The organism is Variovorax paradoxus (assembly GCF_000834655.1).
In the GTDB taxonomy this organism is placed as follows: Bacteria; Pseudomonadota; Gammaproteobacteria; order Burkholderiales; family Burkholderiaceae_C; genus Variovorax; species Variovorax paradoxus_F.
On the sequence record NZ_JXQQ01000033.1, the window covers coordinates 113,203 to 134,697 of the forward strand.

The following is a 21,495-nucleotide window of genomic DNA, read 5'->3' on the forward strand; positions in this document are numbered from 1 at the left end:
ACGGGAGAGCCCTGACTGTGCGCGCTCAAGCTGTACGCAACCTGACCTCACCTGGCTCCTTGCACCGTCTCGTGTGACAAAAATAGAATGCGCGACATGGTTTTTTATGATCCCGACTACGCACCGGACGCGTTCGAAGTCCGAGTCTCCGAATTGCTGGTGGCCACGCCCGATGGCACCGATGCACTCATCGATGGTTCCGTGACCGAGGTCTTGCGCATGGTGCTCGACCACCTGCAGATGGACGTGGTCTTCGTCTCCGAATTCAGCGAAGGTCGCCGCGTGTTTCGCCGCGTCGAAACGAAGCCCGAGGCGCGTGTGATCGAGCCGGAACAGTCGTCGCCGCTGGAAGAGTCGTTCTGCCAGCGCGTGGTCGATGGGCGCCTCCCGCAACTCGTGCAGAACGTCGGCGCGCTGCCGAATTTCGACGAACTTCCGCCGACCGATTTTTCGATTGGCGCGCACCTGAGCACCCCCATCGTGCTCGACGACGGCCGCGTCTACGGCACGCTGTGCTGCTTCAGCTTTGCGCCCAACGAGCAGTTGACGCAACGCGACCTGAAGAAGCTCGAGGTGTCGGCCCAACTGGCCGCCAAGAAGATCAACCTGCGCCGGGCCCGCGAGGCGGAAACGGCGATGGCCAACTGGGCGCTGGAGCCCCACGTCACGCCGCCGCGACTGCGCTGATCAAGCCTCGCCGATCAATCCTGGCTGATCAGTCTTCGTCTTCCCACTTGCCGATGACGGTGCCGAGCACGACGAACGGCGCACGGATCGGTTCGTGCCTGGGGTTCAGCGGCAGCAGCCACCGTGGGCCGTCCTGCTCCTTGAATTCCTTGAACGTGAGCTTGTTGCTCTCCGTGAGCAGGGCGATCACGCGCTCGCCGTCATCGGGGGTCTTGAGGTTGGTGTCGACGAAGATGATCGAGCCTTCGGGATAGCTCTTCAACTCGCCGCTCGCCGCGGCCATGCTGTCACCTTCGACGCGCAGCGCGTAGGTTTTTTCGGGGGCGTGGTGGGCGATGCAGGGAATCCATCGGTCGGCACTTTGCTTGCCGGCGCTTTCCCAGTTGGCCGCCTGCGCCCACGAAATCAGCGGCACCGTGTCGGGTGTTCCGGGCGCGAAGCAGGGCAGTTCGGGCGGCACGCGCACCACCCGGTAGATGGCTGCGGGCTCGTTGGCCTGGTGCTGCGCCTTGCGGATCTGGATCGGGTCCCATGGCGCCGGGCCGTCGCCGGTGTCGAGCCAATTCGGGTCGGCGCGGTAGATACGCGCCAGCGCGAGCAGGCCGGTCGTGCGGATGGTGTCTCCGCGTTCGATCTTCGAAATACTCCCTTGCTTGATGCCGGACGCGGCTTCGGCTTGTTTTTGGGTCAGGTTGGCGTAAAGGCGTGCCGCCTTCGCACGTGTGGCAATGGTCTCCATGCCGCGGATTTAATCTTGAACGAATATTATAGTTAGACTCAAAAATATAAAAATGGGAGTTATCAATGAAGCCACGCGAGTTGGTGCAGGCGCTGAGGGCCATGGGCCTGACGCAAAAACAGATCCAGGAGCGCACCGGGATTCCTCAACCCACCGTCAGCAAGATCGGCCTCGGGCGGGTGCACGACGTGATGTCGCGGCACTACGTGGCGCTGCTTACGGCCTACGAGCAGCAGGTAAAGGCCGAAGCCCCCGGTGCCGCGCGCGGCCCCGCGCCTTTCAACTGGCCCCGCACCAAATGACGGGGCAATGCGCCGTTCTCGATCGTGGGGCCTCTGGCTCGACTGGACCCTGTGCGCGCTGCTGGCGTTGCTGGCCATTGCCGCGCTGATCCATGGACTGCTGACCAGCGACGCGCGCTTCACGGGCATGGCCATGTTCGGCCTGGCCGGGGCGCTGTGGGCCGCCTGCGTGCTGCTCGACGGCGCTACGTGCCAACGGGCACGTGCGGTTCGGGAGGCGCTAGACCGAGAGTGGCGCTGACGCGCACGCAGTCCTTGATGTGCTGCTCGCCCAAGGCGCGCAAGGCCGCGTAGCCAAGCGCTGCAGAGACGAGTTGTCCGGCAATCGGCACGTACTTGGTGGCTTGCTTGGCGGTCAGTCGCACGCCGGCGTGTTTCGCCAGCTTGATCAGCAGGTCGCGCGTCACGAGCCTGCCGACCAGCAGAGCGCCCACGGTCGTGGCGGCTTTCTGGATGCGCTCGCGCTGGTGCGGCGCGAGCTTTTCGACCTGGGTGACCGAGAGCCCGAATTCAGCGCTGATCTGCGGCACAAGCCGCGAGAGCAGCGCCGCATCGGCGGCCCAGTCGATGCCCGGCAGCGGGATCGCGCTCGCGGCCGCCGCCATCAGGGCCTTGCGGCCGATCAGGCGCCGGCTGCGGTGGATGGCCGCGATGAGTTTCTCGTCACCATGGGCCAGTTCGATCGCGGACGGCATGCGGCTTGTCTCCCCGGGGTGTTTCAGGCGGCCAAGGCCTCCAGCTGGTCCGAGAGGGCCAGCCAGCGCTCCTCGAGCCTGGCGATTTCGTCGTTCAGTGCCTTCAGCCGCTTGCCCGCATCGGCGATCTCGCCAGACGGAAGGGGCTGGGCCAGGCGCGCTTCCAGCGCGGTGCGCTCGATGCCCGCGGCAGCAAGGCGTTCGTCGATCTGGGCGATCTCGCGCTTGATCGGCTTGGCCTGGTCGCTGCGCTGCTGGCGGTCCTGGGCGTTCTGGGCGTTGGACTTGGCCGGCGCTGCAGCCGCAGCCGCGGCCACCACCGCGCTTTCGGCCTCGCGCACCGCGATCTTGGCCTCTTCGCGCAGGCGCTTGGCTTCGTCCAGCAGGTAGCGCTGGTAGTCGTCCAGGTCGCCGTCGAAGTCGGTGACGACGCCGCGGCCCACGAGCCAGAACTCGTCGCACACCGAGCGCAGCAGCGCCCGGTCGTGGCTCACCAGCATCAGCGTGCCCTCGAACTCGTTGAGCGCCACGGCCAGGGCCTCGCGGGTGGCCAGGTCCAGGTGGTTGGTGGGCTCGTCCAGCAGCAGAAGGTTGGGGCGCTGCCAGACCATCATCGCGAGCACGAGGCGGGCCTTTTCGCCGCCGCTCATGGTGCCCACGGGCTGCTTGACCATGTCGCCGCTGAAATTGAAGCTGCCCAGGAACCCGCGCAGCGCCTGCTCGCCGGTGCTTTCCTTAACGGCGCTGCCCAATTCGCGGGCCATGCGCACCATGTGCTCCAGCGGGTTGTCCTGCGGGCGCAGCACGTCCAGTTCCTGCTGCGCGAAGTAGCCGATGTTCAGGCCCTTGCCCTCGGTGACTTCGCCGGCCAGCGCACCCATTTCGCGCGCGATGGTCTTCACCAGCGTCGACTTGCCCTGGCCGTTGGCGCCCAGGATGCCGATGCGCTGGCCCGCCAGCACAGAGCGGCTCACGCCGCGCAGGATGGTCTTGGGCTCGGCGTCTTCCACCTCGTAGCCGAAGCTCGCATTGGCGATGGAGAGCATCGGGTTAGGAATGTTGCCCGGCTCCTTGAATTCGAAGGTGAAGTCGGCTTCGGCCAAGAGCGGCGCCACTTTTTCCATGCGCTCCAGCGCCTTGACCCGGCTCTGCGCCTGCTTGGCCTTGCTGGCCTTGGCCTTGAAGCGGTCGATGAACTTCTGCAAGTGGGCGATCTTGTCCTGCTGCTTGGAGAACGCGACCTGCTGCTGCTCCATCTGCAGCGCGCGCATTTCCTCGAACTTGCTGTAGTTGCCGCCGTAGCGCGTGAGCTGGGCGTTGGCGATGTGCAGGGTGACGTCGGTCACTGCGTCGAGGAACTCCCGGTCGTGGCTGATGACGATCATCGTGCCGGGGTACTTCTGCAGCCAGGCTTCGAGCCAGACGAGTGCGTCCAGGTCCAGGTGATTGGTGGGTTCGTCCAGCAGCAGCAGGTCGCTCGGGCACATCAGAGCGCGGGCCAGTTGCAGGCGCATGCGCCAGCCGCCCGAGAAGCTGTTGACGGGGCCGTCCAGCTCGTGCGACTTGAAGCCCAGCCCGAGGATCAACGCCTGCGCGCGCGGCACGGCGTCATGCTCGCCGGCATCGGCGAGGTCGGTGTAGGCGTGGGCCAGTTCCATGCCGATGTCGGCGTCGTCGGGGTTCTCGGCGTAGGCGGCCTCGATGGCGGCGAGCGTGGCGCGCAGCTCGGCCAGCCGGGTGTCGCCGCCCACCACGAAGTCGGTGGCCGACTCCTCGGTCTCGGGCATGTCCTGCGCCACCTGGGCCATGCGCCACTGCTTGGGCACGTAGAAGTCGCCGCCGTCTTCGTGCAGCGAACCGTTGAAAAGCGCGAACAGCGTGGACTTGCCCGCGCCGTTGCGCCCGACGAGACCGACCTTTTCACCGGGGTTGATGGTGACGGTGGCGCCGTCGAGCAGTTTCTTGGCGCTGCGGCGAAGAATGACGTTTTTGAGAGTAATCATGAAATAGGAACCGTAGGGGCGATTATCCCGTCCGGCCCCGGGCGGTCTGGCGCGAGGGGCAAAAGAGGGGCATCACCCGGTCAAGGGGACCGCAGCCAATGCTGCGGAAAGCGGCAAGAAGAGGGCTTGGGCGGGCGCAGCTAACGCGCGCCGGCACCGGCCAGCAAGGCCGCCCGGGTCACGAGCAGGACCTGGTCCTCGCCCGCCGAGGTTTCGAGCCACACCACCTCGAGCTGCGGGAATGCCGCCTCGAAGTAGTCGCGCTCGTTGCCGATTTCCAGCACCAGCACGGCCTCGTCGCTCATGCGCGAGGGCGCGTCTGCAAACAGCTTTCGGATGAAGTCCATGCCATCGGCGCCACCGGCCAGCGCCAGTTCGGGCTCGGCCCGGTATTCGGCGGGCAGGGCGGCCATGCTGGCGCTGTTCACGTAGGGCGGATTGCACAGCACCAGGTCGTACGGGCCGGGCAGGTTGGCAAGGCCGTCGGATTCGACCAGCTTCACGCGCGCATCGAGCTCATGCCGGGTGACATTGATTGCCGCGACCTCGAGCGCCTCGACCGAGAGGTCGGCGGCGTCCACCGTCACGTCCGGGTACGTCAGCGCCGCGAGCACGGCCAGGCTGCCGTTGCCGGTGCACAGGTCGAGCACGCGCTGCGTATGGGTCCCGAGCCAGTAGTCGATGCTGCCGTCGGCGATCAATTCGGCGATGAAGCTGCGCGGCACGATGGCGCGCTCGTCCACGTAGAAAGAGACGCCCTGGAGCCACGCTTCCTTGGTGAGGTAGGCGACGGGTTTGCGCGAAGCGATGCGTTCGTCCAGCAGCGCCGCGACCTTGCCGGCATCGGCCGGCGAGACGGCCGTGTCGGCCACCGCGTCGATATCGTCCAGCGGCAGCTTCAGGCGCCACATCACCAGCCACGCAGCTTCGTCGAAAGCGTTGGCCGTGCCGTGCCCGAATGCGACGCCGGCATCTTCCAGCCGCTTCGCGCCGGCCTCGATGAGTTCGATGACGGTGCTCATCGTGCGAGCGAGGCTTCGAGCCTGTCGAGCGTGCGCTTGTAGATGTTCTTCAGCGTCTCGATCTCGGCCACGTCGATGTGCTCGTCGATCTTGTGGATGCTGGCGTTGACCGGGCCGAGCTCGACCACCTGCTTGCAGATCTTCGCGATGAAGCGTGCATCGCTCGTACCGCCGCTGGTCGAGAGCTCGGTCGCGATGCCGGTCTCATCGGCGATGGCTGCCTGCACCGAGGTCACGAGTTCGCCCGGGGTCGTCAGGAAGGGCAGGCCACCGACCGTCCAGGCGAGCGTGTAGTCGACGCCATGCGCATCGAGCACGGCATGCACGCGCTGCTGCAGCGATTCGGGCGTCGATTCGGTCGAGAAGCGGAAGTTGAAGTCGATCACCGCATTGCCCGGAATCACGTTGCTCGCGCCCGTGCCCGAATGGAAATTGCTGATCTGCCAGCTGGTCGGCTGGAAATAGTCGTTGCCGGCGTCCCAGCCGCCGGCCGAGTTGATGGCCACGAGTTCGGCCAGCGCAGGCGCCACCGCATGCACCGGGTTCTTCGCCAGGTGCGGATAGGCGATGTGCCCTTGCACGCCCTTGACCGTGAGCTTGCCGCTCATGGTGCCGCGGCGGCCGTTCTTGATCATGTCGCCGCAGCGCTCCACGGCCGTGGGCTCGCCGACGATGCAATAGTCGATGACCTCGCCGCGCGCGGCCAGCGTATTGCAGACGATGACGGTGCCATCGACGCCCGGGCCTTCCTCATCGCTCGTGAGCAGCAGGGCCAGCGTGAGCTTCGGGTCGGGCGTGCTTTGCAGGAACTCTTCGATGGACACCACGAACGCGGCCACCGAGGTCTTCATGTCGCACGCACCGCGGCCGTAAAGCTTTCCGTCGCGGTGTGTGGGCGTGAACGGGTGGCTGGTCCATTGCTCGACGGGGCCGGTGGGCACCACGTCGGTGTGGCCGGCGAACACCAGCGTCTTGCTGCCGGCGGTGTCGGCCGGTCGGCGCACCGCCCAGAGGTTGGTCACGCGGAAGTCGACCGGTCCGCTCTCGATGGTTTCGAGCGCGAAGCCCAGTTGCGCCAGCCGTTCGCCGAGGATCTGTTGGCAGCCCGCGTCGTCAGGGGTGACCGAGGGGCGCGAGATGAGTTGTTCGGCGAGCTGGAGCGTACGGGACATCGGGAAAGGGGTTCGTTCAGAACTTCACGTCGAGCGTGATGTCGGTAAAAGTCGGTTCGTCGACCTGGTCGGTCAGGTTGCGGTCGTCGATCTGCTGCTTGGGCGCAGCACGGTTCTGCAGGCGCCACAGCAGGTTGGTGGGCGAGTCGGAATGGGCCAGGCCCTCTTCGCGCGTCACGCGTTCCTCGACGATGAGGCGGGCGATGTCTTCCTCGAAGGTCTGCGAGCCTTCGGCCATCGACTGCTGCATGGCCTCCTTGACGGCGGAGAAGTCGCCTTTCTCGATCAGGTCGGCCACGAGCGCGGTGTTCAGCATGACTTCGAGCGCCGGCACGCGCGCGCCGGCCGGCGTGCGCAACAGGCGCTGCGACACGATGGCGCGCAGCGCACCGCCCAGGTCGCCCAGCAGCGTTGGTCGCACTTCGACAGGGAAGAAGCTCAGGATGCGGTTCAGCGCCCGGTAGCTGTTGTTGGCGTGCAGCGTGGCCACGCACAGGTGCCCCGACTGCGCATAGGCGATGGCGGCCGTCATGGTCTCGCGGTCGCGGATTTCGCCGATCTGAATCACGTCGGGCGCCTGGCGCAGTGCGTTCTTGAGCGCGACGTGCAGCGAGGTGGTGTCGCTGCCCACGTCGCGCTGGTTCACCAGCGATTTCTTGTTGGTGTAGGTGAACTCGATCGGCTCTTCCACCGTGAGGATGTGGCCGCTGGCGTTCTCGTTGCGGTAGTCCAGCATCGAGGCGAGCGTGGTGGTCTTGCCCGCGCCGGTTGCGCCGACCATCAGGATCAGCCCGCGCTTGTCCATGATCAGCGTCTTCAGGATGTCGGGCAGGTTCAGGTCGGCAAAGCTCGGGATGACCGAGGCGATGTGCCGCACCACCACCGCATAGGTGCCGCGCTGGCGCATGGCGCTGATGCGGTAGTTGCCGGCGCCTTCCAGCGCGACGGCCATGTTCAGCTCGCCCGTGTTCTCCAGTTCCTGGATGCGCGCTTCGGGCACCACCTCGGACAGCAGCGCGAGCGGCGCGGTCGCAGGCAACACCTGCGCATTGATCGGCACGCAGATGCCGTTGATGCGGATCATCACCGGGGAGTGAGCCGAGAGGTAGATGTCGGAGGCCTTGCGCTCGGCCATCAAACGAAGAATTCGCTCCATCATGTTCATCGGTCTCTCTCCTCGGGTGTTGTTTGAATCATTCGCCAGCTGCGCACGGACCATGTTCTTCGCGGTCAACGCCGCCGAACCGGCTTCGCCGGGCCGCGGGCGTTGCCCCCTGCAAGGGGGTGTGCGAAGCGACACGAAGTGCGCGCAGCATGGGGGTGTACCTGGTTCAGTCGCGCAGCAGGTCGTTCAGGCTGGTCTTGGAACGCGTTTGCGCATCGACGGTCTTGACGATGATCGCGGCGTAGGTGCTGTAGTCCTGGCCCGACTTGGTCTTCTTGGGCAGGTTGCCGCTGATGACGACGCTGCCCGAGGGCACGCGGCCGAACGAGGTCTCGCCGGTGTCGCGGTTGAAGATCGGGGTGCTCTGGCCGATGTACACGCCCATGCCGAGCACCGAGTTTTCTTCGATCACCACGCCCTCGACCACTTCGGAGCGCGCGCCGATGAAGCAGTTGTCTTCGATGATGGTCGGGCCGGCCTGTAGCGGCTCGAGCACGCCGCCGATGCCGACGCCGCCCGACAGGTGCACGTTGGCGCCGATCTGTGCGCACGAACCCACGGTGGCCCAGGTGTCGACCATGGTGCCTTCGCCCACGTAGGCGCCGATGTTCACGTACGAGGGCATCAGGATCGCGCCCTTGGCGATGTAGCTGCCGCGGCGGGCCACGGCAGGCGGCACGATGCGCACGCCCGATTCCTTCAGCTCGCCGGCCGACAGGTGCGAGAACTTGGTCGGCACCTTGTCGTAGAAGCCGAGAGAGCCGGCCTGGATCTGTTCGTTGTCCTTCAGGCGGAACGACAGCAGCACGGCCTTCTTGATCCACTGATGCACCGTCCACTTGCCGACGCTTTCGCGGGTGGCCACGCGCAGCTTGCCGTTGTTGAGTTCGGTGATCACGTGCTCGACGGCGTCGCGCACTTCGGCGGAGGCGGCGGAGGACGAGATGTTGGCGCGGTCTTCCCACGCGGCGTCGATGATTTGTTGCAGTTGCTGGGTCATGGAGAAAGTCTCGGGTGAAAAATCGGGGCCAGGAGCCTTGGGAGGCGGTGCGTCAGCGCCGGCCGTCTCGAACGAAGCTGACGATGCGGCCGGCGGCTTCCACGCACTCGGCGGTTTCGGCCACCAGGGCCATGCGGATGCGGCCCCGGCCCGGGTTGGCGCTGTGCGTCGTGTTTCGCGCCAGATAGCTCCCCGGCAGAACCGTGACATTGTATTGAGCGTAGAGCGCGCGGGCGAAGGCTTCGTCGTCGCCAGCCCACACTTCGGGAACGCCCGCCCAGAGGTAGAAACTGGCATCGGGCAGGCGCACGTCGAGCACGGGTTCCAGCAGCGGCGTGACGGCGGCGAACTTGGCGCGGTACTTGGCGCGGTTCTCGACCACGTGCGCCTCGTCGCCCCAGGCCGCGATGCTGGCGGCCGCCACGATGCCGCTCATGGCGCTCCCGTGGTAGGTGCGGTAGAGCAGGAATTTCTTGATGATGGACGCGTCGCCCGCCACGAAGCCGCTGCGCAGGCCCGGCACATTGCTGCGCTTCGAAAGAGAAGTCAGGGCGATCAGGTTCCTGAAATCGGGCCGGCCCAGCTTCACCGATGCTTCCAGGCCGCTGAGCGGAGGCTCGTCGCGGAAGTAGATTTCGCTGTAGCACTCGTCGGCCGCGATCACGAAGCCGTGGCGGTCGGACAGCGCGAAGAGCTTCTGCCATTCCTCCAGCGCCATCACCGCACCGGTCGGATTGCCCGGCGAGCAGACGAACACCAGCTGCGTACGGGCCCAGATGTCGTCGGGCACGCTGTCCCAGTCGACCGCGAAATTGCGCGACGGCACGCTCGGCACGTAGTACGGCTCGGCGCCCGAGAGGAGGGCTGCACCCTCGTAGATTTGATAGAACGGATTGGGCGACAGCACCACCGGCTGCGGCGAGACGGTGGCATCGATCACCGTTTGCGCCAGCGAGAACAGCGCCTCGCGTGAGCCGTTGACGGGCAGCACCTGCGTGGCTGGATCGAGCGCGAGGCCGTAGCGCGTCTGGAGCCAGCCGGTGAAGGCGCTGCGCAGTTTCAGGTCGCCGGCGGTGGCGGGGTAGGCGGCCAGTGCGCCGAGGCTGGCGCTCAGCGCTTCCTTGATGAAGGCCGGCGTGGCGTGCTTGGGTTCGCCGATGCCGAGGCTGATGGGAGCGAATTCGGGAGCGGGCGTGACGCCCGCGAACAGTTGCTTGAGCCGCTCGAAGGGGTACGGCTGCAACCTGGAAAGCAAGGGATTCATGCGCGGGATTATCGGCGACGGGGGTGTCGGCTTCACGACGCCAGGGCCTCGATCGTGCAGTCGATGAGCGCCCGAAGCCGCGCCAGGCGCCGCAGGTCGCGGTGGTAGCCGAGCCAGACGTCGCGCCCGGGCGGCGCTTCGCCGAGGTCGATGCGCCGCAGGCCCGGCGTCTGGCCGCCCAGCGCGACGGGCAGCACTGCGAGGCCAGTGCCGGCGGCGCAGAGCCGGGCCTGTACTTCGCGGCTGTTGCTGGCGAAGGCGATGCGGGCGTTGGGCAGCATGCGGCGCAGCCAGACCACGTCGGGGAAGTCGCGGTAGGCGGTGTCGAGTGTGACGAGCGCGGTGCCGGTGCCATCACCAGCTGTCGGTGCTTCTTGTCCCTCGGTCCCGAACACCGCGTAGTCCATGTGCATCAGCTTGCGCTGGAGGATGTAGGGCTCGTCGAAGGGCTGGATGCGAAAGACGAGGTCCGCTTCGCGCCGCGCGAGGTTCAGGAGCCGCGTGTCGGTCAGCAGCTCGACGCTCACGCCCGGGTGCCGGCGGATGAACCCCGCCAGCATCGGCGAGAGCACGTACACGCCGAACCAATCCGAGGACGACACGCGCAGCGAGCCCTCCAGCTGCTGCTCGCTGCCCTGGAGTTCGCGCTGGAAGGCGAGCGCCTGTTCCTCCATGCGTTCGGCGTGGCCGAGCACCGATTCGCCCTCGGCCGTGAGCACGAAGCCGTCGCTGGTGCGCTGGAAGAGCGTGAGCGAGAGGCTCGCCTCGAGCGCCTTCAGCCGCCGCCCCATGGTCGGCTGCGACAGGCCGATCTGCCGGGCCGCGGCCATCAAGGTGCCGGTGCGGGCGATGGCCAGGAAGACCTTCACGTCGCTCCACTCCATGGGGGTGCTATTCATTTATGAATGATAAGCCTGCAGTTCTGTCAATTTACTTGCAGTTGTGTTCATCGAAGAATCGATCCATCCATTCACGACTTGAGGATTTCCCAATGACAGCTTCTCCTTCCACCATGCGCGCCGCCGTGCTCGAGGCCGCCGGCCATCCCTTTCGCAGCGCCGAACTCGCGCGGCCCACGGCCGGCCGCAACGAGGTGCTGGTGCGCATCCACGCGAGCGGCGTGAATCCGCTCGATACCAAGATCCGCGCCGGCCAGGCCGCGCATGCGCAACAACCGTTGCCCTCTGTGCTGGGCATGGACCTGGCCGGCGTGGTCGAGGCGGTCGGCCCGGGCGTGACTCGCTTCAAACTTGGGGACGAGGTGTACGGCATGGCTGGCGGCATCGGCGGGCTGCAAGGCACGCTCGCCGAATACGCGGCCGTGGATGCCGACCTGATCGCCCTCAAACCGCGCAACCTCGGCATGCGCGAGGCGGCGGCCATTCCGCTGGTGTTCATCACCGCATATGAAGGGCTCGTGGACCGCGCGAAAACGCAGGCCGGACAGACGGTGCTGGTGCACGGCGGCGCGGGCGGCGTCGGCCACATGGCGGTGCAACTGGCGCGATCGCTCGGGGCCGAAGTGTTCGCGACCGGCACGCCGGCGCAGGCCGAAACCATCCGGCGATTCGGCGCGACGCCGATCGATTTCACGGCGACCTCCGTGGAGGCGTACGTGGCCGAGCACACGGCCGGCGAGGGCTTCGACGTGGTCTACGACACGGTCGGCGGCGCGGTGCTCGATGCGTCGTTCGCCGCTGCCCGCCGCTACGGCGGCCATGTGGTCAGTTGCCTCGGCTGGGGCACGCACAAGCTGGCGCCGCTGTCGTTCCGCGCGGCGACCTATTCGGGCGTGTTCACGCTGATACCGATGATCCTGGGCCGCGGCCGTGCGCACCACGGCGAGATCCTCGAAGCCGCTGTCCGGCTGGCCGAAGCCGGGCAACTCGTGCCGCTGATGGACGCGCGCCGCTTCACGCTGGACGAGGCCACGTCCGCCCACGAAGCCGTCGAATCGGGCAAGGCCCGCGGCCGCATCGTGGTCGACATCGGGGCTTGACCGCGGCCTGAACCGCGTCAGCAGAGCGGGTGGTTGAACTGCCCGATCATGTTGGCGAAGTTCTGGTTGTAGCGGTTGGCCGAGTTGACGATGCTGGAGCTGCGCATGTGCGCCGGCAGCCGGGCCATTGCGCCGGTTTCCTTGCGGGCGAACACGCCGTCCTTGATGTCCTTGACCATCGAGCGCGACTGGCCGATGAACTCGTTGATCTGCAGCATGCCGCCGCTGCAGCTCTTGCCGCTCTGGCTCGACTGCTCGGCCATCTTCTTGCTCCAGCCCGCGGCCGAGTCGGCCACGAGCGCCAGCGAGGCTTCGAAGGCGGCGAGCGCCTTCGGATCGTTGGGCGCCGCGAAAAGCGCGCTCGCATCGGCGTGGTTGACCTTGCCGTGATAGATGAGCCCGGCGCGGTAGAAGGCGGCGGTGTCCTTGGGCGCCTTCTCGAAGGCCTCCTTCGTGAGCGCCCGGTCGCGGGCGCCCATGCCCTTGTCGAATGCCGCTTCGGCCTCGGCAACGGTGGTGAGCGCGGCCAGGTAGTCCTTGTTCAACTGGCGCGCCTTGTCGCCGTTGTCGGCCAGGTAGCCCTTGGAGTTGGCGTAGTCGTTCAACTCGCGGCTGAGCGGCGAGAGCACCTTGAGCGCGGCCGAGAACGCCTTGGCCGATTCGTCGATCTCCGGCAGCGGCGCGGCAATGGCAACCGCTGCGTCCAGCTTCTTGGCAGAGCGGTCGACCAGGATGTCGTTCTGGATGCGCAGGCTGGTCAGCGGCGCCTTGGCCTGCAGCAGCGGCACCTGGTTCTGGACGTAGTTCTCGCGCGCTTCCTGGAACGAGGTGCTCAGGGTGTTGGAAACGTCGACGTAGATGTTGTATTTCTCGACGAGCTGCTGCTCGTTGCCGGACTGCCTGGCGGCGGCCGGGGCCTGGGCCTGCGAGGTCTTGTCCGCCTTGTCGCCGCATCCGGCGACGAGCGCCGAAATGGCGACGAGGGTGGCTCCCAAAATGGTCTGGTACTTCATTCTTTCTTTTCTTCCGTTAAGAAAACCGAAAAGGCAGGCCGTGGCATGGCCTGCCGAAAACATCGGGGCCCGTTCGGGCCCCGGCGAAACATCGTGGGGAGGAGCGCCGCTGCCTGAGGACAGCGGTCGAGGGATCAGGCGGCGCTGCGCCGGTAGAAGGCGAGCGAGCCCGCCAGCGCCAGCAGCATGCCGCCGCAGGCGCGGTCGATCCAGCGCGTGGCCGAGATGGTCAAAAGCCGGATCGCGCGGGCGCCGACGAAGGCATAGGCCAGCATCACCAGCGTGTCCAGGCCCGCGAAGATGAACGCGATGATGAGGTACTGCGGCGCCTGCGCGGCCGTCGGGTCGATGAACTGCGGCAGCAGCGCCGAGCAGAAGATGTAGCCCTTGGGGTTGGTCACGGCCACGAGGAACGACTTGAAGAAGATGCGCCGGCCTTCGCCCGCGGTGACCGTCGCGCCGCCGTCCGCGGCCGGCAGCTGGAAGCCGCCCTTGGAGCGCAGCATGCGCAACCCGAGCCAGGCCAGGTAGACCGCGCCGACCCACTTCAACATCGAGAACCAGAACTCCGACGCCGCCAGCAGCGCGCCGAGCCCGAGCGCCACGGCGCCGACCAGCACGAAGTCCGACAGCACCGCGCCCAGCATGCCCGGCAGCGCCCGGCGCACGCCATGGCGCGAGCCGTTGCTCAACGCCAGCAGCACGGTGGGGCCGGGCGTGGCGATGGCCGCGAAGGCCACGATGGCGAACAGCAGGGCGGTGGCGAGCGTCATCGTGGTGTCTCCGTCTGGGTGTTCTTCAGATCTTCTTGACCAGGACCATGCTCTTGCGGTCCCAGTTGTACTTGCGCTTGCGGGCTTCGGGCAGCCAGTCGGGGTTGACCTGCTGGAAGCCGCGCTTCAAGAACCAGTGCATCGTGCGCGTTGTGAGCACGAAGATGCTTTCCAGGCCCATCGACTTGGCGCGGTGCTCGATGCGCTTCAAGATGCGTTCGCCGTCGCCCTGCGACTGAGACAGCGGCGACACCGTGAGCGCGGCCATTTCGGCGGTCTTCGCCTCGGGGTAGGGGTAGAGCGCCGCGCAGCCGAAGATCACGCCGTCGTGCTCGATCACCGTGTAGTGGCCCACGTCGCGCTCGATCTCGGTGCGGTCGCGCTTGACCAGCGTGCCGTCGCGCTCGAAGGGTTCGATCAGTTGCAGGATGCCGCCGATGTCGTCCACGGTCGCTTCACGCAGGCTCTCGAGCTTCTCGTCGATCACCATGGTGCCGACGCCGTCGTGCACATACACCTCCAGCAGCAGCGAGCCGTCCAGTGCGAACGGCAGGATGTGGTTGCGCTCCACGCCGCCCTTGCAGGCCTTCACGCAGTGCTGCAGGTAGAAGGCGGTGTCGGTGGGTTTCTGCGCGGGGGGCAGGGAGGCGAGCAGCTTCTCGGCGGCGTCCAGCGGCAGTTCGGTGTCGATGGGGTTGTCTTCGCTCTCGGGCAGCTCGCTGTCCATGCGGATGCCGGGAATCTCGGTCAGGAAGATCAGCTTGTCGGCCTGGATCGAGATGGCCACGCTGGTAGCGACTTCTTCCATCGTGAGGTTGAAGGCCTCGCCGGTGGGCGAGAAGCCGAAGGGCGACATGAGCACCATCGCGCCGAAATCGAGCGTGCGCCGAATGCCGGCCGCATCGACCTTTCGCACCAGGCCCGAATGCTTGAAGTCCACCCCGTCGACCACGCCCACGGGACGCGCGGTGATGAAGTTGCCCGAGATCACCCGCACCGTCGAGCCTGCCATCGGCGTGTTGGGCAGGCCCTGGCTGAAGGCCGCCTCGATCTCGTAGCGCAGCTGGCCGGCGGCCTCTTGCGCCGAGTCGAGCGCCACCTCGTCGGTGATGCGGATGCCGTGCGAGTAGCGCGCCTCGTGGCCCTTGGCGGCGAGCTGCTCGTTGACCTGCGGACGGAAGCCGTGCACCAGCACGATCTTCACGCCCATGCTCTGGATCAGCGCCAGGTCTTGCGCGATGTTCTGCAGCTTGCCCGCTGCGATCGCCTCGCCCGCCAGGCCGACCACGAAAGTCTTACCGCGGTGCGTGTGGATGTAGGGCGCGACCGAGCGGAACCAGGGCACGAAGGTGAAATTGAAGACGGTGGACATGGGGCGTGATTGTGCATTCTTGGAAAGGGTTTCGTACGGTTCAGGCCAATGCGCGCAGCACGCGCGCCGCGACCGCCGGAAGGCTTGCACCCGGTCCGGGTTCGGGCGCCGGGATCGGCGGGTGGCCCTTGCGGGCGCGGAAGGTCGCCAGCAGCGCCGCATAGGCGTCGGTCGACTCGCCCGCTGGGGCGGCGGGCAGGTCGAGCAGCGCGGCCAGTTCGCCCGGCGCGATCGAGCCTTCGCGCATGAGCGCATCGACCACCGCCATCAGCGCCGCGGTGTGCGTCTCGAGCAGCGCAAGTGCGCGTGCGTGCTCCTGCGCGAGCAGCGCCTCGATCTCGGGGTTCGTCGCTTCGAGATCGGTGTTCAGGTTGTCCTCGGCGTCGTTGGCGACGTCGGTGCGGCTGAATCGCGAGCCGAAGGCGTAGTGGCGCACGTACTGCGCGGCGAGCGACGTGGTCTGCAGAAGGTCCTGCGAGGCGCCCGAGGTGCAGGCTTCGCTGCCGAACACCATCTGCTCCGCGGCGCGGCCCGCCAGGCCGACGCAGATGCGGTCACGCAGGTTTTCCTTCGACCAGGTCTTGCGCTGCTCGTAGCTGTTGTAGCCGCCCTCGAACGAAGCCACGTTGATCTTGATCTCCTGCGGTGCGCGTCCGAAGAGCACGCCGTAGACCACGCCATGGCCCGCCTCGTGCACCGCGAGCAGGGCGCGGAAGTCCTCGCTCGATCGCTGCTTCAGGCGATTGAGCTCCAGCGCCACCGGGAACTGGCGGCGCGCCTTGCGGAACCTGGCCACGATGCAGGGCACGCTCGCGTCGAGCGTGAGCCAGACGGGCTCGCCGTCATCGCCATCGCCACCACCGGCACCGCGCTCCAGCGCCCACAGCGCTGCGTTGACCAGCGTCGCGCTCAGGATCGCGTGGATCGATGAGAACAGCGGGCGCGTGCCCTGCGCCGGGAACACGGCGTTGGCGTAGATCTGCTCGTACACGACGGCATCGAGCACGAAGCGCACGCCGGAGCTCTCCTGGATCTCGCTCACGTAGCGGTCGCAGATCGACAGGATCAGCTGCACGTAGGTCGCGCGGTTGAGCGACGGGTAGATCACGTGGTTGTTGCCCAGGCGCGCGATCTGCTCGGGACGGAAGCGCCCGGCCAGCGCCTTCTTCACGTCGATGACCGAGAGCTTCTTCGTCAGCGCATGGAAGATGTCGGCGTCGGTGTCGCAGTCTTCCACGCGCTGCGCGGTCTCGGCGTACATCTCGTCCAGGTTGCCCGAGACGAACACCAGCAGCTTGCTGTAGTCGGTCTCCCAGCTTTGCTGCGCGTCGCGGAAGGCGCGCAGGCGCGCATGCACCTCGGCGGGCTTCCACGCCATGATCTGCAGCAGTGTCTCGGGCAGCTTCAGGCAGCGCTTGACTTCGCGCGCCTCCCACGGCGCCAGGTGCAGCTTGCGCTTCTTGAGTTTCTTCTTGTCGGCGGGGCCGTCGCGGTCCTGCTCGTACTCGGCGTAGGCGAGCGAGGATTCGATCTCGCCGAGCATCGACAGCGCCGGCGGCAGGCGTCCGTCGGACAGGAGCGCCCACACGTCCTGGTAGCGCTCGACCTTCGCATCGTTGCCGTTGCCGTCCACGGTGCGAAAGCGCTGGAACTCGTCCAGCACCAGGATGCCCGGCGTGCCTTCGACGATGCCCGATTCGGCCAGCATCGCCGAGATGGAGCCGCGGCTGCCGTGGCCAGAGCCGTGGCTGAAGCCGTCCATCTGCACTTCGATGAAGCGGTCGTAGAAGCCCAGTTGCTGGGCCAGCTTGCGCACCAACTGCGTCTTGCCGGTGCCCGTGAGGCCCCAGAGGCAGACGATGACGGGGCGGCCGATGAGCTGCGGCAGCACATACCAGGCGCGCAGCGATTCGATCACGCGATCGATGATGTCGTCGATGCCGAAGAGTTCTTCCTTCAGCGCTCGGGCGACTTTCTGCAGGTGCTTCGTTCGCTCGGCGAGCTCGGCATGCAGTTCGGAATGGATGTCGGTGGACATGGATCTGATCTCTTGAAAAACGGGTACGAAAAAGCGGCCACCCCTTCGCAATGAGGGAGCGGCAGGCAGACGCTTCGAAAAGGACGGTTGCTGCGCTTCGGTGCCTGAAGCGCGCGACTCGAGAAGTGGCGCGGCCTCAGGCCGGGCGGAGCAACCTGACCCGGTCATGCGCGGGGAGCGCATGGCCTGCGCAGCGGCTGCGCGATGGGGTGAGGGCAAGGAAGGACATGGACGCGATCCTATCGGCGGGTTGCGGTAGAGTAAAGACTATTTACGTCACACAACAAGCCGTGGCGCCGTACTGTGGAAGCTGTGCAACAGCCGGTGCACGCCGATAATCGACGGTTTGCCCGCCGCGTGCCGACGACGACTGCTTTCCCTTGACGACCACGACACCCTCCGCCCCCTTGCGCATCGAGTTTCCCGAATCGCTTCCCGTCTCCGGCCGGCGCGACGAGATCATGGCCGCCATCCAGGCGAACCAGGTCGTGATCGTTTGCGGCGAAACCGGCTCGGGCAAGACCACGCAGCTGCCCAAGATCGCCCTCGCGCTCGGCCGCGGCAAGATCAACGCCGAGCCGGGCAAGGGCCGGCTGATCGGCCACACGCAGCCGCGACGCATTGCCGCAAGCTCGGTGGCCAAGCGCATCGCCGAAGAGCTCAAGACGCCTCTGGGCGACGTGGTGGGCTTCAAGGTGCGCTTCCAGGACCGGCTGAGTCGCGACGCCTCGGTCAAGCTCATGACCGACGGCATCCTGCTGGCCGAGACGCAAACCGATCCGCTGCTCAAGGCCTACGACACGCTCATCATCGACGAGGCCCACGAGCGCTCGCTGAACATCGACTTCCTGCTCGGCTACCTGCGCGAGATCCTCCCGCGCCGTCCCGACCTGAAGGTGATCGTGACCTCGGCGACCATCGACGCCGATCGCTTCGCACAGCACTTTGCATCTGCCAGGGGACCGGCGCCGATCATCTATGTGTCGGGCCGCACATTCCCCGTCGAGCAGCGCTACCGCCCCTTCGAGGAGTCGCGCGAGCACGATTTGAACGACGCGATCGCCGATGGCGTCGACGAGCTCTGGCGCGATCCGCACAACGCGGGCGACATCCTCGTCTTCCTGCCCGGCGAGCGTGAGATCCGGGAGGCGGCCGACCACCTGCGCCGCCACCTGAGCCACCAGCCGCTGTTCCGCAATGCCGAGGTGCTGCCTTTGTTCGCGCGGCTCTCCGGCCCCGAGCAGGACCGCATCTTCGACAGCCACACGGGGCGGCGCATCGTGCTTGCCACCAACGTGGCCGAAACCTCGCTCACGGTGCCGGGCACGCGCTACGTGATCGACACCGGCACTGCGCGCGTCAAGCGCTACAGCTTCCGCAGCAAGGTCGAGCAGTTGCTGGTCGAGCCGATCAGCCAGGCCGCAGCCAACCAGCGCGCGGGCCGTTGCGGCCGCGTGGCAAACGGCATTTGCATCCGGCTCTACGACGAAAAGGATTTCGACGGCCGCCCGCGCTTCACCGACCCGGAAATCCTGCGCTCCTCGCTCGCGGGCGTGATCCTGCGAATGAAGTCGCTGCGTCTGGGCGACGTGGCGCGCTTCCCGTTCCTCGAAGCGCCGTCGCCGCGCGCGATTGCCGACGGCTACCAACTGCTGAACGAACTGGGGGCCGTCGACGACGCCAACGAGCTCACCGCCACCGGCGCCGAACTCGCCAAGCTGCCGCTCGACCCGCGCGTTGGCCGGATGATTCTCGAGGCCCGCACGCGCGGTGCGCTCGAAGAAGTGCTGGTCATCGCCTCGGCCCTCAGCGTGCAGGACGTGCGCGACCGGCCGATGGAAGCGCAGCAGCAGGCCGACCAGGCGCACTCGAAGTTCGACGACGAGAAGAGCGAATTCAGCGGCTACCTGCGGCTGTGGAAATGGATCGCCGACGCGCGCGGCGGCCATGGCGACACGCACAAGCTGAGCAACCGCCAGTACGAGCAGTTGCTGCGCCAGAACTTCATCAACATCCGCCGCGTGCGCGAGTGGCGCGACATCCATTCGCAGCTGCTCACTGTGGTCACCGAGCACAAGTGGCGCATCAACGCGGAGCCGGCCGGCTACGAGCCGCTGCACCTGTCGATGCTCGCGGGCTTGCTGGGCAACGTCGGCTGGAAGCTCGAAGACGACGAGGCGTACCTCGGCGCGCGCGGCATCAAGTTCTACAAGCACCCCGGCGCGCACCTGAAGAAGAAGCCCGGCCGCTGGATCGTCGCGGCCGAACTGGTCGAGACCACGCGGCTCTTCGGACGCGGCATCGCCAACATCGAGCCGCAATGGCTCGAACAGGTGGCGGGGCATCTGCTCAAGAAGCAACTGCTCGATCCGCACTGGGAAAAGAAGGGTGCGCAGGTCTCGGCGCTGGAGCGCGCGACGCTCTACGGACTCGTGGTGTACAGCGGGCGCCGCGTGGATTTCACGAAGGTCGATCCGGTGGCTGCGCGAGAAATCTTCATCCGCGAAGCGCTGGTCGGTGGGCAGTGGGAAAGCAAGTTCCCGTTCCTTACAGCCAACCGCAAGCTGGTGCGTGAAGTCGAAGGCCTGGAGCACAAGGCGCGCCGGCAGGACGTGCTGGTCGATGAGGAGTTGATCTTCGCGTTCTACGACGCGCAGTTGCCCGCCGACGTGGCCAGCGGCATCAGCTTCGAGAACTGGTACCGCCATGCCTCGAGGGAGCAGACGCGCCTTTTGTACCTGACGCGCGACGAGCTGATGCGCCACCAGGCAGCCGGCATCACGACGCAGTCGTTCCCGCCGACGCTGCGCCTGGGCGGCGTGGATTGCGCAGCTGCGTACCTGCACGAACCCGGCGATGCGAAGGACGGCCTCACGGTCAGCGTGCCGCTGTTCGTGCTGAACCAGGTGAGCGAAGAGCGCTGCGAGTGGCTCGTGACCGGCATGCTCAAGGACAAGATCCAGGCGCTGCTCAAGAGCCTGCCGCAGCGCCCGCGCTCGCGGCTCGTGCCCTTGCCCGATTCGGCGGCGAAGCTGGCCGAGGCGCTCTCGATGCCCGAGCTGTTCGGCACCGGCTCGCTGACCGACGTGCTGCTCAAGCGCGTGCGCGACATGACCAGCATCGACGTGAAGCGCGCCGACTTCAAGCTGGACATGCTGGCGCCGCACCTGTTCATGAACCTGCGCATCGTCGACGAGCACGGGCGGCAATTGGGCATGGGGCGCAACCTTGGTGCGCTGAAGGCCGAGCTGGGTGCGCAGGCGCGCGGGGCCTTCCAGGCGCTCGCGGGGCTCAACGTGAAAGCGTCGCCCGCGCCGAAGGCCCCGGCCGCCGATGAAGGCAAGGCGCCTGCGAAAAGCACGGCGCCCGAAAAGGCGACACCCGCGTTGCCCGCGGGCCAGCGCTACACGGCCTGGACCTTCGGCGAGTTGCCCGAGCTGATGGAAGTCCGGCGCGGTTCGCAGTCGCTCATCGGCTTTCCTGCGCTGCGCGACGAAGGCGACGCGGTGACGATCGAGGTGTTCGACGAGCCTGCCGTGGCCGCTGCCAAGCACCGCGCAGGCCTTCGCCGCCTGTTCGCGCTTCAGCTGAAGGACGCGCTCAAGTACCTCGAGAAGAACATCCCCGACCTGCAGAAGATGGCCGTGGCCTACATGCCGCTGGGCACCTCCGAGGAACTGCGCGCGCAGATCATCGACGTGGCGATCGACCGCGCCTTCCTGCAGGAGCCGTTGCCCACCGACGAGTTCGCCTTCAAGCGGCGGCTGGAAGAAGGGCGCGGACGGCTCACGCTGATCGCCAACGAGGTGGCGCGCCTTGCGTCCACCATCCTCGTGGAGTACGCCGCGGCCGCCCGAAAGATCAAGGACACCAAGATCCAGCCCGATGCGGTACAGGACGCTGCGCAGCAACTGCAGAAGCTCGTCGGCAAGCGTTTCATTGCCGATTCGCCGTGGACGCAGTTGCAGCACTTCGCGCGCTACCTCAAGGCCATCGTGCTGCGCCTGGACAAGCTGCGCGCCGACCCTGCACGCGACACCGCCAAGCTGGCAGAGCTTCGCCCGCAGGAGCAGCGCTACTGGCGGCTGGTGGCCGAGCGAAAGGGTGTGGTGGACGATCGCATGCTCGAATTCCGCTGGCTGCTGGAAGAGCTTCGCGTGAGCTTCTTCGCCCAGGAGCTGCGCACGCCGCAGCCGGTGAGCGTCAAGCGGCTGGACAAGGCCTGGGCCCAGCTGCAGGCATGAAAAAGCC

General features: G+C 66.8%; 18 protein-coding genes. 5 read left to right on the forward strand and 13 right to left on the reverse strand.

Features of this window, described 5'->3' with window-relative positions; all coding sequences use genetic code 11:
• The first annotated feature begins 96 nt into the window (after positions 1-96).
• On the forward strand, positions 97-687 hold the full coding sequence (locus tag RT97_RS15945) for a GAF domain-containing protein (protein WP_042579762.1): 591 nt from the start codon (positions 97-99) through the stop codon (positions 685-687).
• Positions 688-715: 28 nt separating this feature from the next.
• On the opposite strand, the gene RT97_RS15950 is transcribed toward RT97_RS15945, so the two are convergent.
• A complete protein-coding gene (locus RT97_RS15950; RefSeq protein WP_080898319.1) occupies positions 716-1,426 on the reverse strand; it encodes a helix-turn-helix domain-containing protein in 711 nt (236 codons plus the stop codon).
• 65 nt (positions 1,427-1,491) lie between these two features.
• On the opposite strand from RT97_RS15950, the gene RT97_RS15955 reads away from it, so the two are divergent.
• Together RT97_RS15955 and RT97_RS15960 are read left to right on the forward strand one after the other, a co-directional pair.
• Entirely contained in the window at positions 1,492-1,728 is a 237-nt protein-coding gene (locus RT97_RS15955; RefSeq protein ID WP_042579763.1) for a helix-turn-helix domain-containing protein, read from the forward strand.
• 7 nt (positions 1,729-1,735) lie between these two features.
• Entirely contained in the window at positions 1,736-1,969 is a 234-nt protein-coding gene (locus RT97_RS15960; RefSeq protein WP_042579764.1) for a hypothetical protein, read from the forward strand.
• Here RT97_RS15960 and RT97_RS15965 read toward each other — a convergent pair.
• The 8 genes from RT97_RS15965 to RT97_RS16000 form a co-directional block, all read right to left on the reverse strand.
• Positions 1,914-2,423, reverse strand: coding sequence for a hypothetical protein (locus tag RT97_RS15965; protein ID WP_042579765.1), 510 nt, complete (start codon positions 2,421-2,423; stop codon positions 1,914-1,916). The genes RT97_RS15960 and RT97_RS15965 overlap by 56 nt on opposite strands.
• Before the next feature lie 23 nt (positions 2,424-2,446).
• Entirely contained in the window at positions 2,447-4,426 is a 1,980-nt protein-coding gene (locus tag RT97_RS15970; RefSeq protein ID WP_042579766.1) for an ABC-F family ATP-binding cassette domain-containing protein, read from the reverse strand.
• Between the two features lie 140 nt (positions 4,427-4,566).
• Positions 4,567-5,448, reverse strand: coding sequence for a 50S ribosomal protein L3 N(5)-glutamine methyltransferase (prmB, locus tag RT97_RS15975; protein ID WP_042579767.1), 882 nt, complete (start codon positions 5,446-5,448; stop codon positions 4,567-4,569).
• Positions 5,445-6,620, reverse strand: a complete 1,176-nt coding sequence (gene dapE, locus RT97_RS15980; protein WP_042579768.1) for a succinyl-diaminopimelate desuccinylase — start codon at positions 6,618-6,620, stop codon at positions 5,445-5,447. Before dapE ends, prmB begins: the two co-directional genes overlap by 4 nt.
• Positions 6,621-6,636: 16 nt before the next feature.
• Complete coding sequence (locus RT97_RS15985) at positions 6,637-7,785, reverse strand: PilT/PilU family type 4a pilus ATPase (RefSeq protein WP_042579769.1); 1,149 nt, start codon at positions 7,783-7,785, stop codon at positions 6,637-6,639.
• Positions 7,786-7,951: 166 nt separating this feature from the next.
• Positions 7,952-8,785 carry a 2,3,4,5-tetrahydropyridine-2,6-dicarboxylate N-succinyltransferase gene (gene dapD / locus RT97_RS15990; protein ID WP_042579770.1) on the reverse strand — a complete coding sequence of 278 codons (834 nt, stop codon included), beginning with the start codon at positions 8,783-8,785 and terminating at the stop codon, positions 7,952-7,954.
• Between the two features lie 52 nt (positions 8,786-8,837).
• The gene (gene dapC, locus RT97_RS15995) at positions 8,838-10,049 is read right to left on the reverse strand and encodes a succinyldiaminopimelate transaminase (protein WP_042579771.1); all 1,212 of its coding nucleotides are present in this window, start codon (positions 10,047-10,049) and stop codon (positions 8,838-8,840) included.
• Between the two features lie 32 nt (positions 10,050-10,081).
• Positions 10,082-10,948, reverse strand: coding sequence for a LysR family transcriptional regulator (locus tag RT97_RS16000; RefSeq protein ID WP_042579772.1), 867 nt, complete (start codon positions 10,946-10,948; stop codon positions 10,082-10,084).
• 92 nt (positions 10,949-11,040) lie between these two features.
• Here RT97_RS16000 and RT97_RS16005 point away from each other — a divergent pair, with 92 nt between their 5' ends.
• On the forward strand, positions 11,041-12,048 hold the full coding sequence (locus tag RT97_RS16005; RefSeq protein ID WP_080898320.1) for a zinc-dependent alcohol dehydrogenase family protein: 1,008 nt from the start codon (positions 11,041-11,043) through the stop codon (positions 12,046-12,048).
• A 17-nt stretch (positions 12,049-12,065) separates the two neighbouring features.
• Here RT97_RS16005 and RT97_RS16010 read toward each other — a convergent pair whose 3' ends face one another.
• From RT97_RS16010 to RT97_RS16025, 4 genes are all read right to left on the reverse strand, one after another.
• Positions 12,066-13,061, reverse strand: coding sequence for a DUF3829 domain-containing protein (locus RT97_RS16010; RefSeq protein WP_042579774.1), 996 nt, complete (start codon positions 13,059-13,061; stop codon positions 12,066-12,068).
• Positions 13,062-13,195: 134 nt separating this feature from the next.
• Positions 13,196-13,834, reverse strand: coding sequence for a LysE family translocator (locus RT97_RS16015; protein ID WP_042579775.1), 639 nt, complete (start codon positions 13,832-13,834; stop codon positions 13,196-13,198).
• 25 nt (positions 13,835-13,859) lie between these two features.
• The gene (argA, locus tag RT97_RS16020; RefSeq protein WP_042579776.1) at positions 13,860-15,206 is read right to left on the reverse strand and encodes an amino-acid N-acetyltransferase; all 1,347 of its coding nucleotides are present in this window, start codon (positions 15,204-15,206) and stop codon (positions 13,860-13,862) included.
• A 40-nt stretch (positions 15,207-15,246) separates the two neighbouring features.
• On the reverse strand, positions 15,247-17,244 hold the full coding sequence (locus RT97_RS16025) for an AAA family ATPase (RefSeq protein WP_042579777.1): 1,998 nt from the start codon (positions 17,242-17,244) through the stop codon (positions 15,247-15,249).
• A gap of 380 nt (positions 17,245-17,624) precedes the next feature.
• Between RT97_RS16025 and hrpA the strand changes: the two genes are divergently transcribed.
• Positions 17,625-21,488 (forward strand): ATP-dependent RNA helicase HrpA, encoded by a 3,864-nt coding sequence (gene hrpA, locus RT97_RS16030; protein WP_042579778.1) that lies wholly within the window; start codon positions 17,625-17,627, stop codon positions 21,486-21,488.
• The last annotated feature ends 7 nt before the right edge of the window (positions 21,489-21,495 follow it).

What these genes read in the sequence shown, in the direction of transcription:
- RT97_RS15945 (WP_042579762.1), top strand. Translation starts at nt 97, where the DNA reads ATGGTTTTTTATGATCCCGACTACGCACCGGACGCGTTCGAAGTCCGA.
- RT97_RS15950 (WP_080898319.1), bottom strand. Translation starts at nt 1,426, where the DNA reads ATGGAGACCATTGCCACACGTGCGAAGGCGGCACGCCTTTACGCCAAC.
- RT97_RS15955 (WP_042579763.1), top strand. Translation starts at nt 1,492, where the DNA reads ATGAAGCCACGCGAGTTGGTGCAGGCGCTGAGGGCCATGGGCCTGACG.
- RT97_RS15960 (WP_042579764.1), top strand. Translation starts at nt 1,736, where the DNA reads ATGCGCCGTTCTCGATCGTGGGGCCTCTGGCTCGACTGGACCCTGTGC.
- RT97_RS15965 (WP_042579765.1), bottom strand. Translation starts at nt 2,423, where the DNA reads ATGCCGTCCGCGATCGAACTGGCCCATGGTGACGAGAAACTCATCGCG.
- RT97_RS15970 (WP_042579766.1), bottom strand. Translation starts at nt 4,426, where the DNA reads ATGATTACTCTCAAAAACGTCATTCTTCGCCGCAGCGCCAAGAAACTG.
- prmB (WP_042579767.1), bottom strand. Translation starts at nt 5,448, where the DNA reads ATGAGCACCGTCATCGAACTCATCGAGGCCGGCGCGAAGCGGCTGGAA.
- dapE (WP_042579768.1), bottom strand. Translation starts at nt 6,620, where the DNA reads ATGTCCCGTACGCTCCAGCTCGCCGAACAACTCATCTCGCGCCCCTCG.
- RT97_RS15985 (WP_042579769.1), bottom strand. Translation starts at nt 7,785, where the DNA reads ATGAACATGATGGAGCGAATTCTTCGTTTGATGGCCGAGCGCAAGGCC.
- dapD (WP_042579770.1), bottom strand. Translation starts at nt 8,785, where the DNA reads ATGACCCAGCAACTGCAACAAATCATCGACGCCGCGTGGGAAGACCGC.
- dapC (WP_042579771.1), bottom strand. Translation starts at nt 10,049, where the DNA reads ATGAATCCCTTGCTTTCCAGGTTGCAGCCGTACCCCTTCGAGCGGCTC.
- RT97_RS16000 (WP_042579772.1), bottom strand. Translation starts at nt 10,948, where the DNA reads ATGAATAGCACCCCCATGGAGTGGAGCGACGTGAAGGTCTTCCTGGCC.
- RT97_RS16005 (WP_080898320.1), top strand. Translation starts at nt 11,041, where the DNA reads ATGACAGCTTCTCCTTCCACCATGCGCGCCGCCGTGCTCGAGGCCGCC.
- RT97_RS16010 (WP_042579774.1), bottom strand. Translation starts at nt 13,061, where the DNA reads ATGAAGTACCAGACCATTTTGGGAGCCACCCTCGTCGCCATTTCGGCG.
- RT97_RS16015 (WP_042579775.1), bottom strand. Translation starts at nt 13,834, where the DNA reads ATGACGCTCGCCACCGCCCTGCTGTTCGCCATCGTGGCCTTCGCGGCC.
- argA (WP_042579776.1), bottom strand. Translation starts at nt 15,206, where the DNA reads ATGTCCACCGTCTTCAATTTCACCTTCGTGCCCTGGTTCCGCTCGGTC.
- RT97_RS16025 (WP_042579777.1), bottom strand. Translation starts at nt 17,244, where the DNA reads ATGTCCACCGACATCCATTCCGAACTGCATGCCGAGCTCGCCGAGCGA.